This window comes from Rhodococcus sp. BH5 (assembly GCF_027583855.1).
Taxonomy (GTDB): Bacteria; Actinomycetota; Actinomycetes; order Mycobacteriales; family Mycobacteriaceae; genus Rhodococcus_F; species Rhodococcus_F qingshengii.
In genome coordinates this window covers 147,550-161,915 of sequence record NZ_JAJHVW010000009.1, presented here as the reverse complement: position 1 = coordinate 161,915, position 14,366 = coordinate 147,550, and the positions used below count along the sequence as shown (strand labels likewise).

Below are 14,366 nucleotides of genomic sequence, written 5' to 3'. Positions count from 1 at the left end.
AGCGGGCGGACTTCACGGTCCGCCTGCTGTCTGATCGCGCACAGTTTTAGGTCGACCACGCAATCGGGGTAATGGAACAGTAATATGTGCTGAGTACCCACGGACAAACGGGAGACTTCAGTGAGCAAGTTCGGACGTAAGAAGCAGCCCACGCCCAAGAGTTACCAGTGGCTGGCCATGACCCTCATCGCGTTGTCGCTCTCCGTGTCGATCGGGATTGCCGCCAAACCCTCCTGAGCTCCGCGAATCCGAAACTTGTAACCCCGCGTCCATCTGCACATGGGCAAATAGGAGCAATTCGGACGCTCAGCTGTTCTAACTTTCCTTCCGTCGTGTCACCTCGGCACCGACGGAGAGGATCAACTCACCATGCGAAGCTCACGCTTCGGCGTGCTGGCCGCTGCCGGCGCTGTCGGACTAGTGCTTGTCACCAGCAGCGTCCAGTCCATCGCCACGGCGTCACCGTTCGGTTCGCTCGACGCCGGTTCGAGTTCCGGTTCGACAGAGATACCGACCGTCAGCGACGGCGGTTTCACGTCCAAGACGCCCTACACTCCCGGCCAGCGCATCGCCGACTATCAGGCGCCGCCGACGGGATACTCCCCGGTGTACACGGAAAGTGTTGCGCGCCATGGTTCCAGAGCACTGTCGAGCCTGAAGTACGACGACCTGAGCCTGCAGCTGTGGGAAATCGCCGAAGCCGAGAACGCTTTGACTCCCGTCGGCAAGGAATTCGGCCCGGCCCTTCGTGATCTCATGGCCGCCAACAAGAAGCTGGGGTACGGCAACCTCAGCGGACTCGGGATCACCGAACACAGACAGCTCGGCGCGCGGGTCACTGAACGCCTCCCCCAACTGTTCGACGCCATCGCAGCGCAACAGGGCACCATCACCTTGACCTCGTCGGGTGTGGACCGTGCCGTGGACAGCGCCGAGAACTTCGCGCAAGGGCTGACCGGTGCGTTTCCAGCCGTCGCCGGCGATGTTGCGCCGGTGACCACGGATGCCGACCTTCTCTACTTCCACGACTCGGATGCAAACTCCGACTACAAGGACTACGAAGAGTCCGATCCTCGACTGAAAGCCGTCGACGACCAGATCGCCGATCTTCTCCGCACCCGCGAGGTCTCGCGGCACATAATGCTCAGGCTCTACTCGGAGGACTTCGTCAACCGCCTGAGCGCGGGCGAGTTCTCACTCGTCGACCGCGGCAAGGGTTCCAGCACGATCGACAACGAAGTCGACGCCGCGTACATGCTGTACAACACGTACATCATCACTCCGGGCATGGCCGAAGAAGGCAAGTGGAATTTCGAGCGCTTCATCGAACCTGCTGACGCGCAGTGGCTCGCATACACGAACGATGCCGAGGACTTCTACGCCAAGGGCCCGGGCTTCACCGGTGAGGACGTCACCTACCGGATGGCAACCGTCCTGCGCGACGAGTTCCTGCGCGGCCTGCAGAAACACACCGGCGACGACGCCGTCCCGGGAGCGGATTTCCGGTTTGCACACGCAGAAACGATCATCCCCTTCGCGGCACTCTTGAAACTGCCGGGAAGCACCATCTCGCAGGCGGAGGGCGACCTCTACACCTATGCGAACAACCCCTGGCGCGGATCGCAGGTCAGCCCGATGGCTGCCAACGTGCAGTGGGACGTGTACGCCGGACCGGAGGGTAAGCGTCTGGTCCGAATGCTCTACAACGAGCGCGAGACAGCCTTTGCTGCCCCGTGCGCTCCGGTGAGCGCCGGAAGTTTCTTCTACACGCCGGACGAACTGGCCCGCTGCCTGCCGGAGATTTCACCGGCACCCTGAGATCCGGCAACTCGGGATCCAGCCAGCGGTCGACGAGGGCGCGCCCATACCTGGTGCAATGCCAGCATGCGCGCCTTCTCGTCGTCTTCCATCAACAAGGCGTCGCAGATCCTCACGATGACCGGAGCCGAAACACCAACGGACGTACCCTGTTCCAGCCGCTGATAGTGATTGAAACTGATGTCGGCAATCTGCGCGACATCGCGCCGACTGAGGCCGTGCATTCGGCGAGCACCCTCGCAGCGCATGCCGACCTTTTCGGGCGCAAGACTGTTTCGTTTTTCGACGAGCATCTGGCTCATCAACTGACGCGCGCTCGACCCGTTCACGTCGCCACCTTTTCCATCCCTGAAATATGCTTTCACCTAACATGTTTCAGAATATGGGATGGGACGGACCCGGCGGTATCTCCGAGATGACAGATAATCACGCGATACCGCCAACCCTGTGCCCGTCCAGGCCGCGACGATGAGGCTCAGGATCAGGCTATGAACCTGCCGATCGTCGGATTCGACTGGCAGATGGGACTACTGCCCCAGTTGATCGAACCGAACGCCGTCGCAACGACATTGCCGACGCCGGTGTTCACCGTCGCGGACAGGTACGGATAAGTACCGACCAGGTCGACGATTCCGGACTTGCCCGTGTCGGTGTTGACCCACGCAACAGTCACCTGACCCGCCGCCGGGATGGGTGCAGCGGCCGGGAACGAATCGAAGCGAATGTCACCCTTGGCGATGGGCGGATTGGATTCTGGCCCGGACTGGCCGGTGAGCCCGGTCAACGAGGCCAGCGACCCCTGATTCGGACACCCGATAGTGACGGCGGCGCCGCCGAAAGGGTGGGGCGGATCAGCCGAGGCGACTCCGGCGAACATGACGCTCGCGGCAATCGGTAGTCCGATGGCCGCAAAAACCCCGGCCGTGCGTGTGACGCTCATAGCTGCTCCTCGGGTCGACAACACTTTCCGGATACCCCTGGTACAACGCCCGAAACGAAGGAAAGACGACTATTCACACCCCCTAGACAACGCGTGTTGTCAGAACTACAGTCGGTGGTGCAGCTCACACCTACCTCTGCCGCGCGCAGACCAGTCCCAGGGAGTGTTCAGATGAAGCGCTACGACCTCCGCAGTCGCACGGATCAACTCGATCCCGAAACCGATTACGAAGAGATGTCGCGCATTCTCGCGGCGCAAGAGTTTCCCTGGGACATCAATCAGGCGCTCAGCTTCGCACTGTTTCGTACGTACGCTGTCCCCTCGATCGGCAAGCTCCTCTTCTCCACAGGCGAGTTCACCGACAAGGTTCAGAAGCGCTACGACGACACCAGCCTGATCCTCGACGCCATCCTCGAGCACGGCCTCAGCAGCACCGAAGGCCGCAAGAGCGTGCGTCGAATGAATCAGATGCACGGCTCGTACGACATCTCCAACGACGACATGCTCTATGTCCTGGCCACCTTCGTCGTCACGCCGGTCAGATGGCTCGACGAGTACGGCTGGCGGAAGATGACCGACAACGAGATCGTCGGGTCGACGAATTATTACCGCCACCTGGGTCGGTACATGAACATCAAAGACACTCCTGACACTTACGAGGGCTTCGTCAAACTTCTCGACGACTATGAGCGCGAACACTTTTCATTCGATCCCGGCGCCCGAGCCGTCGCTGATTCCACCCTCGACCTGATGTGCACCTTCCCGCCCAACAACCTGGCACCGAAGGCTCTGGTCAAGGGATTCGCCTTCGCTCTCATGGACGATCACCTACTCGACGCCTTCCACTACAGGCACCCGAGCACTGCGATGCGCGTCGTCTCACGCGGTGCGCTGAAGGTCCGCGCGCGCCTGCTGCGGTTCTTCCCCGTGCGTACGAAGCGGAAATTCGCCCGCGAACTGCCCAACATCCGCAGCTACCCGAGCGGTTACAAGGTCGAAGACCTCGGCACCTTCCCCACGGGATGCCCGGTCAAGCACCTGCAGGCAGACCAGCAGGCCCAAGCGTAAGCAGGTTCCCATCGTGGAGTGGTGGAACTCCTGGCACCCGGGCTGATTCGCGTTTCTCATGCCTAGATGAGGGAGGAGTCGCGACCAGTACGACGAAGGGTGATCAATTCATGGTTCGTCTCGGCGTCGTGTCGACGCCCCTCTTCTTCGAACTCCATCAGCGCATAGAACCTGCGGGCGCGATCGTTGAGGGTGTAGACCTCGAGTGTCACCTCGCCGTGCATGGTTGTGGCGTGTTCGACCAACGCCCGCCCGACGCCCAACCCTTGTGACGCCGGCGCGACGAACAGTCCCCCGATTTCGGAGCCGATCATTCCCAACAGTCCAACGACAGCGGAGTTGTGCTCAGCGACCCAATTGTCGGCCTGAATCAGATAGACCTCTCGCATCTTCTGCTCGCGTTCGCCCGTCCCCTCACCCGCAAGGAACGGGTGGGCTTCACGGGCAGCGCGCGACCACAAGTCGACGACCACATCCTCATCCGAGGATACGTAGCGGCGAATGATCAGATCCTGGTTCACAATCCGACCATACCCTCAGGCGTCAGCGCACTGACCGGGCCGAAAGTGTTCAATTTTCGGATCCACGCAGGACGACCCCGACGTAAATCAGTGGAACAATTCCATTCGTTGCCGCTCCGCAGTTACCGCGTTGTGCAAGGGTTGTCCGATGACTGACGGTGATCCGACAACTGAGCGTGGAGGTCCGGCATCCTGGTGGAAGGTGACAGCGATTGTCACCGCAGTGCTTGTCACTCTCACATGCGGCGTCATCGTGTGGTCCTTCATGCCGCCGGTTGTGTACTTTCCGTTCTTTGCGCTCGCAGCCTCAGTACTGCTCGGTTTGGGCGGAGTGTGGTTGATACTCAGCCTGATTGGCTGGATGAAGTACAAAACTCTGCGTTTGAGCACGATCGCGCCGGTGATCGTGCTCGTCACCGGTGCGCTCGTGACCTTGTCCGTCCCTTCGCATGTTGCGTTTGCATTGTCGAAAGATTCGCTCGAAGCAGTGGCCGCGGATTGCCAGAAGTCGTTGGAAAACCGAACAATTGGCGTCTACCGGGTCCTGCAGGTCTGGCCCGTCGGCAACGGGTGCCGCTTCCACATCGAGGGCGGTCTGATCGATTCGATCGGATTGGCGTACTTACCCGACGGCGCACCATATCTCGGCAAGCCCCGCCGCGACGGCGAGATCGGATACCAGGAGTTCGACGGCGACTGGTACTCGTTCGTTCAAGCGTTTTAGCGGCGCGCAACTAGTCGACGAGCTTGGCCTTCAGAAGCGCGATCGTGTCCGGAGTGAGTCCGAGACCTTCGGTGAGATAACCGTCGACGGTTCCGTAATCGCTGGCTATCTGCGCGAGTCCAGCTTCCAGGTACGAAGCGTCGACACCTAGGGCCGGTTCGAGATTGGTCGCTACCTGCGGGCTCAGGGCCTGAGAGATCTGCGCAAGGATCTTCTCGTTGGTCGCCTGAAGGTAGGTGTTGCTCAACAGATAGTCGTTCATGATCGTCTGGGCGGGGACACCGGCGATGGTCTGCAGCAACATCGCGGTCCAACCCGTGCGGTCCTTGCCTGAGGTGCAATGGAACAACTGCACCCCGTCACTCGCAGCGATGTCCGAGAGGACCTGCTTGAAGCCGGCACGGCGAACGGGATCGGTGACAAAACTGCGGTTGGTGTCGACCAAGAACTGCTTGGCCTCCTCCGGCGACTTGATCGTCGTCGCGAGCTGGGTGAGATCCTTGAACTCGATGGGGATGTTCGTGTACGTCACACCGTCCGGGAGTTTGTCCGCGCCACCGATGAACGGGTTGGAGATCTCGGTTGCGCCGCGCAGGTCATAGGCGTCGGCAAGTCCGAGGCCGGTGAGTGTCGTCTTGTCTGCGTCGGTGGTCGCGGTCAGCGCATTGGACCGGTAGATGACGCCGCGCTTGAGGTGTGAGCCGTCGACGGTGGCGTATCCCCTACCGTCGTTGCCGGCAACGTCGCGAAAGTTGGCCACGGAGGCCAAATTCGGTGTCGGCGCGAGGACAGGATCGAGCGAGCCGAGATCGACCGCTCCAAGCGAGCCTGTGTTGAGAGAGCCCAGGTCGAGCGGGATTGCCGTGGCGGGAGCAGCAAACATCAGACCACCTGTAACAACCAGTGCGGCGGCCTTCGCAGTGCGAGCGAACAACATTCGTGTGCGTGTGGACATGTGGCAGTGCCTTTCTCTGTAGTTTGGGATTTGTGGTGTGGTGATCTGGAGTTACGGAGCGACGTCACCGATGCCGGTAAATCCGTATCGCTGGTGAGGTCCGATGACTGCTACCTCGAACAGGCCTGTCCCGGTGCGGGTTACGCCGTCCTCGACGAGGGTGAACCGAGCCAAGTTGTCGACCGGGCACAGCATCTTCTTCCACGGTTCGATGTCCGAAACCTTCTCTCGCAGGCCCTGAACCACCAGTTCGCCCTGCCACATCCCGTGGCGCCAATCCTGCTCGAGTCCGTAGCCCGTGCCGACACCGATGTAGTTGGGCAGTATCGGTTCGCAGGTGATCTCCAGGATGTGGTCGGATTCGCCTGGTGCACCGGGGCGCCGGAAGTACAGAGTTCCGCTCTTCACCTCGCGAGTACCGGAAATGAACGTGAGCTGGTGGTCCGGTCGACCCAACCACTCCGGCTCGCGCGAGCGGTCCGCCCAGACGCGAGTCGCATCTTCGAGGATTCGGCGTCCCTGCTGATCTTCTTGAACGATCGTGACGATGGTGAAGTCGCCGAATTGCATGATCGAGTAAATCCAGAAGAAGTTCTGACTGCCGGCTATCGCCGGATCTGCCTTGCGTCCAGGCGGTTCCGCTTCGCCGACCGGTCGCACACCCCAGGACCGATCGCGATTACCCCGCCACGTCTCCGGGGTGACCGGGATGACGTCGCCGTCGACGGTCAGGGATCCGGACCATGTTCCGGTCTGCACGAATCGTTGCGTGTCGAAGGTGACTCGTTCGAGCTGGCGATGGAAATGTCTGGCCTCGAGATTGGCGGGGCCGTCGGACTCGAAGGTGAGGTCGAAGCTCAGGTCCGGCGCTTCGGGACTCGGGTCCAACACCACACGTAGGCGGTGCAGACCCTCGATGATTTCGATTCGCAGCGGGCCTACTGACAGGTCCATACGATCGTCACCCAAGGCTCGGGATGCCCGGAAGACAATATGGTCTTCGCCGCGCCGAAGAACCGCAAAGCCGTCGCATACACCAAGATTGGGGTACTGACCGAGACCGATGATGAGAAACAGCGGCTCGGTGTCGCCGTCGACGCCGGCATGGCAGTTGAAGTAGTAGCGGTCGTAGAAGTTTCGATCCGAGGTGCCCACGTGGCGGATGGTCTCGGCGATCTGATGTACCGGGTAGTCGTCGAGCGGGGACAGTGTCATCGTGCATCTCCTGTTGTGAGCGGGGATGTTGCGAGCGACTCCCAATAGGTGCCGTCGAGCATGGCTTCGAGTGTTTTGTGGTGCAGGATCATCTCGTCCGGGTTGTCGGGGAATTCGGCCTGACCGAAAGCCACTGCGCGGCTTTGGACTCGGAACATGATCACCGCGTGCCGCAGCGCGGCGTAAAGGATGTAGAAATCTAGATCCGCAACCTGGTGGCCGGAAAGCGAGCCGTAGGCCTCTGCCACGTCCTCGCGACGAAGGAAGTCCGGCATTCCGGGGAGTCCGGCCATGGCAGCGAGATCCTCGAAGAACCTGTGCTGGAAGATCATCCAGCCGAGGTCCAGCTCACGCGGCCCCAGTGTGGCCATCTCCCAATCGAGGACCGCCGCCGGCTCGAAGTCGCGGTAGATGACATTTCCGATCCGCGAGTCACCCCAGCAGAGCACTGCGGAACCGGCATCGACGGGAAAGTTCGCTTCGATCCAGTCGAAACCGCGCTCGATCAAAGGAGATCCTGGTCCGTCGGCTGTTGCCCACTCGTAATAGCGCCGCTGGTCCTCGAGGTGCGCGCGAAGTGCTTCTGCCCCAGTCGGTTCGGCACCATCGCGGCACAACTCGGGGAGTGCGAGGTGCGGATCGGCCATAGCGTGTAGCTCGGCGAGCACCCGGACCGATGACTGCTGGAGTCGAGAACAGTCGTCGGCCGAAGCTTCCGAGAGCCAGGATCCGAACGTGTACGGCATGACATCGGGCGGGATTTCGCCCTCACGCCGTTCCATCACGAAGAACTCGCCGCCGAGCGCGTCCGGGTTGCTCTCGGACCAGTACACCCGCGGGATCGGCACCGACGTGTGAGCGGCGACGGCGCTCATGACCCGAAACTGCTGGTCCAGGTTGTAAGACGGAAAGATCGGTACCGCACTGTCCCGCGGGGCGATACGGGCGACCAAGCGATGCTCGGCTCGAATCCCGTCCTCGATCCACGTCGCATCGAAAAGCACAGTTTCGTTGGACATGCCGTTCGCGGCCGGCACCTCGACCGAGGTCACGGAAGGTTTCGAACCTCGCCACAGCACGGTCGCGAGCCAGCCTTCGAGGCTGCGCCGCATCTCCGCCGGGTCGTTGCGGGATTCGCCGGGCCTGGCAAATTCGGCGTAGTCGGGATCTTCGCCGGAGGTTTCTGTTTCGGTTCGAAGGTTCATCACCACTCCTCGTGGTTCGGTGGCGCCGATGCGCACGTGCCGATTGTCGATACAATATGTATCGACTAAAGCCGTGACAGAATGTAACGGCCATCACAGCGATACCGCAAGGGATTTGCCCAAAATGTCCAAAGATTCCGAAACTCAGCACCGCCTGGGCCCGCAGCGAAACCCTGCAATCGACGACGCAGTACTGGACGCGACCAGGCAACTGTTGGAAGAAAAGGGGTACGCGGGCACGTCCATCGACGCCATAGCCACGCGTGCGGGAGTAGGACGTCCAGCCATCTACCGTCGGTGGCCGTCGAAGGCACACATCGTCAACGACGCGATCTATCCCGTACTCGACGTCGAACAGGGCGCGGACATCGACACCGAACTCGGCACCGAGGGCACGATCACGGATCAGATCCGCGCGCTGGTGCACGGCGCGGTTGCTCTGTTCGCAGCTCCCGCCACACGAGCCGCTGCTCCCGGATTGATGAGCGAAGTGCGAACAAACGCGGAATTACGCGACGTTCTCGTGGTGCGGCAACTGGCCGGAGTCCGCGTCGAGCTGAACCGTCGACTCGAGGCGGCGAGAGAGCGCGGCGACATCCGAAGCGGCGTCGACGCCGACGCTCTTCTCGACATCATGGCTGGCGCGGCCATCTTTGCGATGTCGGTTCGTGACGTCTCGGACCCGGGACCGTTTGCCGATTCTCTTGCCGACATAGTGCTGAACGGCATACTCCCCGACGACAACTAGGCCCGAGCCCCGCCGACTATCCTGTGGGGCATGACCGAGCCTGTAGCGACCGCTGACCTTGCCGACGAGATCGGACCCGACATCCGTAGCTGCGACACGCAGTTCACCCAGTTCGGTGGACGTGAAGTCTTTGCCGGCCCCATCACCACCATCAAGTGCTTCCAGGACAACCTGCTCGTGAAGCAGACCCTCAGCGAACCCGGCAACGGCGGAGTCCTCGTCGTCGACGGTGACGCGAGCATCCACACCGCGCTGGTCGGCGACATCATTGCCGGCCGCGGCGTCGACAACGGTTGGGCCGGTGTCATCGTCAACGGAGCCGTCCGCGACTCCGCGATCCTGCGCACCCTCGACATCGGCGTCAAGGCTTTGGGCACCAACCCGCGCAAGAGCACTCAAACCGGTTCGGGCGAGAAGAACGTGCCGATCGAAATCGGCGGAGTCACCTTCAACCCCGGCGAGATCGTTTACAGCGACCAGGACGGCGTCGTCGTTCGCGAAAGCTAGTCAGAAGTCGCGGGATCAGGCGGGGGCTTCCACTTTGGCGGCCATCCCGCCGATCTCGACGACATCGCCGTCACGAAGCTGGCGGCCCCGACGATCTTCGACCTCACCGTTGACCGAAACCATGCCGTCGGCGATCACTTCCTTCGCCTCCGCGCCCGATTCGATGAGGTTCGCGAGCTTGAGAAACTGACCGAGCCGAATCATTTCGTCGCGGATGGGTACTGCTGGAATGTTGTCGGTCATGTCAATCATCTTCCTCCTCCCACAAAACTGGACACGACAGACCACACTTAGCGTGAGGATCTGATCGACCGGTAGGAGAGGAAGCTCGATGGCACCATTGACCGAGGTATCGGACACCACTGCAGAGTTGGTGGAATCGCCACCCGAAAATCCGCGCCAGGCGCGTCGATTCCGCAAAGGGCGGTTCAGCCAGGTTCCCCATATCTCGGGACTGATCCTCGGAGTCTTCTCCGTACTGGTGTTCCTGTGGAGCATCTCGCCGGTACTGCGGCACATCCTCCGCGTCCCACGCGAATACATCGACAGCTACTACTTCGACGCACCGGATACGAGCCTGTCGTGGGCGCTCGTCGTCGCCCTGCTCGCCGCCGCCCTCGCGAGCCGCAAGCGCATCGCCTGGTGGCTGTTGACGATCTACCTGTCACTGATCACCCTCACCAACATCGCCTCCGCGATCGTCGACAAGAACCCGAACAACGCCGTGGCGGTTGTCGTTCTGCTTGTCGTGATCGGAATCCTCATCGCGGCGAGGCCCGAGTTCTACACACGCGTACGGCGCGGCGCCGGCTGGAAAGCACTCGGCGTGCTGATCGGCGGCATGGCTGTAGCGACCGTGATCGGTTGGGGCCTTGTCGAACTCTTCCCAGGTGACCTACCGCAGAACCAGCGATTCCTGTGGGCCCTGAACCGCGTCACCGCGGCGGCTTCGGTCGACAACGAGGTGTTCGACGGCCACCCGCGCGTCTTCGTCAACACGGTCCTCGGTCTGCTCGGCGCCATCGCGCTCCTCGCCGCCGTCATGACGCTCTTCCGCGCGCAACGCTCCAACAACGCGCTCACCGGAAACGACGAGTCCGCGATCCGCGGGTTGATCCAGAACTTCGGTGCCGACGACTCTCTCGCTTACTTCGCCACCCGCCGCGACAAGGCGGTCATCTTCGCGCCGAGCGGCAAGGCCGCGATCACGTACCGCGTCGAGATCGGCGTCTGCCTCGCCAGTGGTGATCCCATCGGTGATCCCGAAGCGTGGCCGCACGCCATCGAAGCGTGGCAGGGGCTCGCATCGCAGTACGGCTGGGCGACGGCCGTCATGGGCGCCAGCGAAACCGGGGCGACGGCATACAAGAAGGCGGGCCTGAGCGTCCTGCAGCTCGGCGACGAAGCGATCCTGCGCACCCGCGAGTTCAATCTCAACGGACGCGACATGCGCCCGGTGCGCCAGGCGGTCACCCGCGTCAGGCGTCACGGCGTCACCGTGCGGATGCGACGCCATCGCGACATCCCGCCAGAGGACATGGCGGCCGTCATCATCCGCGCCGACGACTGGCGCGACACCGACACCGAGCGCGGCTTCTCCATGGCGCTCGGCCGACTGGGCGATCACCTCGACGGCGATTGCCTCCTCGTCGAAGCCGTCATGGGTGAAGGCACCGAGGACGAAAGCGTCGTCGGCATGCTCTCGCTCGTGCCGTGGGGACCGAACGGTGTTTCGCTCGACCTGATGCGCCGTAAGCCGACGGCGCCCAACGGTGTCGTCGAATTGATGGTCTCGGAGTTGGCCACACGTTCGGACGAGATCGGCGTCGTGCGAGTTTCGCTCAACTTCGCCGTGTTCCGCTCGGTGTTCGAGGAAGGTTCGCGCATCGGCGCGGGCCCGATCCTCCGCATCTGGCGCTCGGTGCTCGTCTTCTTCTCCCGCTGGTGGCAGCTCGAAGCGCTGTACCGCTCGAACGTGAAATACCAGCCGGATTGGGCGCCGCGCTTCCTCTGCTTCGAGGACAACCGCGAACTGCCGCGCGTCGGATTCGCGTCGGCCATCGCCGAAGGCTTTGTGGTGCTGCCCAGTTTCGGGCGCAAGTCCAGCCAGGTCGTCAAGCACACCGGCACGCATGCGGCGGTGCCGGCAGCTCTGGTGACTTCCGAAGGACTGCATGCCGACGGCAGCCCGCCGGACTCGGCTCCGACGTTCACGACCAACGGTCCGCGTCGACCCGAGCAGGTCCGCGTGCGCATGAACAAGCTCGCGCAACTGGCCGACGAAGGGATCGCCGCCTACCCCGTCGCCTATCCACCGACGCACACGATCGCGGCCGCAGCGAAGTCACCGGAGGGCACCCGCGTGCGAATCGCGGGACGCCTCCTGCGGGTCCGCGACTACGGCGGAGTGGTGTTCACGGACGTGCGCGACTGGTCCGGCGACATCCAGGTTCTGGTCGACCAGGACAACGTCGGCCGCGAGAAGTTGGCGGAGTTCGCTGCCGAGTTCGATCTCGGTGACCTGATCGAAGTCAGCGGAACCATCGGGCGCAGCCGCAAGGGCGAGCTGTCGCTCATCGCCGTCGAGTGGCGTATGAACGGCAAGTGCCTGCACCCGCTGCCGGACAAGTGGAAGGGCCTCTCGGATCCCGAGACCCGCGTCCGCCAGCGGTACCTCGACATCGCCCTCAACCCGAAGGCCCGCGAACTGCTCGAGGCCCGAAGCGCCGTCGTGAAGTCGCTGCGCGATTCACTCGGTGGTCGCGGATACCTCGAAGTCGAGACCCCGATTCTGCAGCAGGTGCATGGCGGCGCGAATGCCGCTCCGTTCCTGACACACATCAACGCGTACAACCTCGACCTCTATCTCCGCATCGCACCCGAGCTGTACCTGAAGCGGTTGTGCGTCGCCGGTATGGAGAAGGTGTTCGAGATCGGCCGCGTGTTCCGCAACGAGGGCGTCGACTTCAAACACAATCCCGAGTTCACGATCCTCGAGGCATACGAAGCCCACAGCGACTACGAGGGCATGATGCGGATGTGCCGCGAGCTGATCCAGGCGGCGGCCGTCGCAGCATTCGGTCGCGAGATCATCATGCGTCCCGGCCCGGACGGCGAACTGGTCGAGGTCGACATCTCCGGTGAGTGGCCGGTGAAGACGATGCACGGCGCCGTCGCCGAAAAACTTGGTGTCGACGTCTCCCCCGAGACAAGTCTCGAAGACCTGCAGAAGTTGTGCGACGCCAACGAGATCCCGTACCAGTCCAGCTGGGATACCGGCGCCATCGCGCAGGAAATGTACGAGCATCTGGTCGAGGACTACACGGAGTTCCCGACGTTCTACACCAACTTCCCCACCTCGATGTCGCCGCTCACCCGGCCGCACCGCAGCATCCCCGGCGTCGCCGAGAAGTGGGACCTGGTGGCGTGGGGCGTCGAACTCGGAACCGCATACAGCGAGCTGACCGACCCTGTGGATCAGCGCAACCGGCTCACCGAGCAGTCGATGCTCGCGGCCGGCGGCGACCCGGAAGCGATGGAATTGGACGAAGACTTCCTCCAAGCCCTCGAACACGCGATGCCGCCGACGGGTGGTCTCGGGATGGGCGTCGACCGAATCGTCATGCTGATCACGGGTGGCAGCATCCGCGAGACGCTGGCCTTCCCCCTCGCGAAACCGCGTCAGTAGTCCGGATTCTCGCGTGCCGGAATTGTTCCACGTGAAACCACCGGGCGAGATATTGCAGGTCGGCGAGAGCCGACTGCATGTTCTTGCCGAGGGCGACGGCCCCGTCGTCGTCTTGTGCGGCGGGCTGGCGGGCAATTGGTTCGACTGGGATGACTGCGCGCGTCATCTTCAGTCGGACCACACCGTCGTCCGCTTCGATCGCCCGGGCTTCGGGCTCAGCGAGCCTACTTCCGAAGTTCCGACCGTCCGCGGCGAAGCTCAGCGGATCCGCGACGTCCTCGACACACTGGGACTGACTGGTCCGGCCGTGGTGGTCGGCCACTCCATCGCCGGTTTCTACGTCGAAGGTTTCGCGCGCCTGTTCCCCGATCGGGCGGCGGGGATGCTCCTCCTCGATTCCAGTGCCGAGAAGGAGCCGAAACGTCTTTTCCCCCGCGACCTGCTGCTGATCGCCTCCCGAGCCGCCGCCGCTTCGTTCAGCACCACCGGGCTCCAACGACTCCTCGGCACGACGACGCGCAAGATCCTCAACCAGTCCGTGCCGCCGAGCGGGTCGTCCGAAGCCACTCTCGAATGGGTCCGGAAGGTCTACCGCGAGCCTCACTATCTGGAAGCGGCGATGATCGAATACGTCGCGTACACCGATATGGCGCTGGAGCTCACCGCTTTACGACGCTCGAGCAAGCATCCACTGCCCGACATCGACCTCAGCGTCGTCGCCGCACACACTGGCCACACCACTCCCTGGTCCATCGCCTGGATGGCAAAGCAGCAGAAACTCGCCACCTACCTCGGTGGGAGTTTTCACGTCCTGCGCCCGGCGCATCACCACGCCATGATCGATCAGCCCGAGGAGTTGGCGAACTTGATTCGGCGCCTCACGCAGCCGAACCGTCGGGGATGACACTTAAAGTTACAACTCGGACAGTAGCCGGATCATTGCTAGTCTCGGACAGCTTCTGCTTTCTACGACAGGC

The 14,366-nt window shown here is 62.6% G+C and carries 14 protein-coding genes; 7 read left to right on the top strand and 7 right to left on the bottom strand.

Features of this window, described 5'->3' with window-relative positions; all coding sequences use genetic code 11:
* Positions 1 to 369: 369 nt before the first annotated feature.
* Positions 370 to 1,818, top strand: a complete 1,449-nt coding sequence (locus RhoBH5_RS22520) for a histidine-type phosphatase (protein ID WP_270008816.1) — start codon at positions 370 to 372, stop codon at positions 1,816 to 1,818.
* Here RhoBH5_RS22520 and RhoBH5_RS22515 read toward each other — a convergent pair.
* Both RhoBH5_RS22515 and RhoBH5_RS22510 read right to left on the bottom strand, forming a co-directional pair.
* A complete protein-coding gene (locus RhoBH5_RS22515; RefSeq protein ID WP_192712821.1) occupies positions 1,764 to 2,147 on the bottom strand; it encodes a helix-turn-helix domain-containing protein in 384 nt (127 codons plus the stop codon). The two genes, RhoBH5_RS22520 and RhoBH5_RS22515, sit on opposite strands and share 55 nt — an antisense overlap.
* 152 nt (positions 2,148 to 2,299) lie before the next feature.
* On the bottom strand, positions 2,300 to 2,758 hold the full coding sequence (locus RhoBH5_RS22510; protein ID WP_003943607.1) for a hypothetical protein: 459 nt from the start codon (positions 2,756 to 2,758) through the stop codon (positions 2,300 to 2,302).
* 171 nt (positions 2,759 to 2,929) lie between these two features.
* Between RhoBH5_RS22510 and RhoBH5_RS22505 the strand changes: the two genes are divergently transcribed.
* Complete coding sequence (locus RhoBH5_RS22505; RefSeq protein ID WP_054780980.1) at positions 2,930 to 3,826, top strand: oxygenase MpaB family protein; 897 nt, start codon at positions 2,930 to 2,932, stop codon at positions 3,824 to 3,826.
* A gap of 62 nt (positions 3,827 to 3,888) precedes the next feature.
* Here RhoBH5_RS22505 and RhoBH5_RS22500 read toward each other — a convergent pair whose 3' ends face one another.
* On the bottom strand, positions 3,889 to 4,347 hold the full coding sequence (locus tag RhoBH5_RS22500) for a GNAT family N-acetyltransferase (RefSeq protein WP_042920782.1): 459 nt from the start codon (positions 4,345 to 4,347) through the stop codon (positions 3,889 to 3,891).
* Positions 4,348 to 4,495: 148 nt separating this feature from the next.
* On the opposite strand from RhoBH5_RS22500, the gene RhoBH5_RS22495 reads away from it, so the two are divergent.
* On the top strand, positions 4,496 to 5,071 hold the full coding sequence (locus tag RhoBH5_RS22495; RefSeq protein WP_064113858.1) for a hypothetical protein: 576 nt from the start codon (positions 4,496 to 4,498) through the stop codon (positions 5,069 to 5,071).
* A gap of 10 nt (positions 5,072 to 5,081) precedes the next feature.
* On the opposite strand, the gene RhoBH5_RS22490 is transcribed toward RhoBH5_RS22495, so the two are convergent.
* From RhoBH5_RS22490 to RhoBH5_RS22480, 3 genes are read right to left on the bottom strand one after another with little or no spacing between them, the layout of a single operon-like run.
* Positions 5,082 to 6,026 carry a tyrosine-protein phosphatase gene (locus RhoBH5_RS22490; RefSeq protein ID WP_192712820.1) on the bottom strand — a complete coding sequence of 315 codons (945 nt, stop codon included), beginning with the start codon at positions 6,024 to 6,026 and terminating at the stop codon, positions 5,082 to 5,084.
* Positions 6,027 to 6,077: 51 nt separating this feature from the next.
* The gene (locus RhoBH5_RS22485; protein ID WP_064688032.1) at positions 6,078 to 7,241 is read right to left on the bottom strand and encodes a hypothetical protein; all 1,164 of its coding nucleotides are present in this window, start codon (positions 7,239 to 7,241) and stop codon (positions 6,078 to 6,080) included.
* Positions 7,238 to 8,446: a phosphotransferase family protein gene (locus RhoBH5_RS22480; RefSeq protein ID WP_065352822.1), complete on the bottom strand. Its 1,209-nt coding sequence runs from the start codon at positions 8,444 to 8,446 to the stop codon at positions 7,238 to 7,240. The genes RhoBH5_RS22485 and RhoBH5_RS22480 overlap by 4 nt, the downstream gene beginning before the upstream one ends.
* 124 nt (positions 8,447 to 8,570) lie before the next feature.
* On the opposite strand from RhoBH5_RS22480, the gene RhoBH5_RS22475 reads away from it, so the two are divergent.
* Positions 8,571 to 9,194 carry a TetR/AcrR family transcriptional regulator gene (locus tag RhoBH5_RS22475; RefSeq protein WP_042453334.1) on the top strand — a complete coding sequence of 208 codons (624 nt, stop codon included), beginning with the start codon at positions 8,571 to 8,573 and terminating at the stop codon, positions 9,192 to 9,194.
* 30 nt (positions 9,195 to 9,224) lie between these two features.
* Positions 9,225 to 9,701 (top strand): ribonuclease E activity regulator RraA, encoded by a 477-nt coding sequence (rraA, locus tag RhoBH5_RS22470; RefSeq protein ID WP_003943552.1) that lies wholly within the window; start codon positions 9,225 to 9,227, stop codon positions 9,699 to 9,701.
* Between the two features lie 15 nt (positions 9,702 to 9,716).
* Here rraA and RhoBH5_RS22465 read toward each other — a convergent pair whose 3' ends face one another.
* The gene (locus RhoBH5_RS22465) at positions 9,717 to 9,944 is read right to left on the bottom strand and encodes an RNA-binding S4 domain-containing protein (protein ID WP_003943569.1); all 228 of its coding nucleotides are present in this window, start codon (positions 9,942 to 9,944) and stop codon (positions 9,717 to 9,719) included.
* A gap of 88 nt (positions 9,945 to 10,032) precedes the next feature.
* Here RhoBH5_RS22465 and lysX point away from each other — a divergent pair, with 88 nt between their 5' ends.
* Together lysX and RhoBH5_RS22455 are read left to right on the top strand one after the other, a co-directional pair.
* Complete coding sequence (lysX, locus tag RhoBH5_RS22460) at positions 10,033 to 13,389, top strand: bifunctional lysylphosphatidylglycerol synthetase/lysine--tRNA ligase LysX (protein WP_003943575.1); 3,357 nt, start codon at positions 10,033 to 10,035, stop codon at positions 13,387 to 13,389.
* A 13-nt stretch (positions 13,390 to 13,402) separates the two neighbouring features.
* On the top strand, positions 13,403 to 14,293 hold the full coding sequence (locus RhoBH5_RS22455) for an alpha/beta fold hydrolase (protein ID WP_151097454.1): 891 nt from the start codon (positions 13,403 to 13,405) through the stop codon (positions 14,291 to 14,293).
* Positions 14,294 to 14,366 lie beyond the last annotated feature (73 nt).

Bases quoted from the DNA above. Each gene is read 5' to 3' on its own strand.
- RhoBH5_RS22490 (WP_192712820.1), bottom strand. From the start codon at position 6,026: ATGTCCACACGCACACGAATGTTGTTCGCTCGCACTGCGAAGGCCGCC.
- RhoBH5_RS22510 (WP_003943607.1), bottom strand. From the start codon at position 2,758: ATGAGCGTCACACGCACGGCCGGGGTTTTTGCGGCCATCGGACTACCG.
- lysX (WP_003943575.1), top strand. From the start codon at position 10,033: ATGGCACCATTGACCGAGGTATCGGACACCACTGCAGAGTTGGTGGAA.
- RhoBH5_RS22480 (WP_065352822.1), bottom strand. From the start codon at position 8,446: ATGAACCTTCGAACCGAAACAGAAACCTCCGGCGAAGATCCCGACTAC.
- RhoBH5_RS22485 (WP_064688032.1), bottom strand. From the start codon at position 7,241: ATGACACTGTCCCCGCTCGACGACTACCCGGTACATCAGATCGCCGAG.
- RhoBH5_RS22505 (WP_054780980.1), top strand. From the start codon at position 2,930: ATGAAGCGCTACGACCTCCGCAGTCGCACGGATCAACTCGATCCCGAA.
- RhoBH5_RS22475 (WP_042453334.1), top strand. From the start codon at position 8,571: ATGTCCAAAGATTCCGAAACTCAGCACCGCCTGGGCCCGCAGCGAAAC.
- rraA (WP_003943552.1), top strand. From the start codon at position 9,225: ATGACCGAGCCTGTAGCGACCGCTGACCTTGCCGACGAGATCGGACCC.
- RhoBH5_RS22495 (WP_064113858.1), top strand. From the start codon at position 4,496: ATGACTGACGGTGATCCGACAACTGAGCGTGGAGGTCCGGCATCCTGG.
- RhoBH5_RS22465 (WP_003943569.1), bottom strand. From the start codon at position 9,944: ATGACCGACAACATTCCAGCAGTACCCATCCGCGACGAAATGATTCGG.
- RhoBH5_RS22520 (WP_270008816.1), top strand. From the start codon at position 370: ATGCGAAGCTCACGCTTCGGCGTGCTGGCCGCTGCCGGCGCTGTCGGA.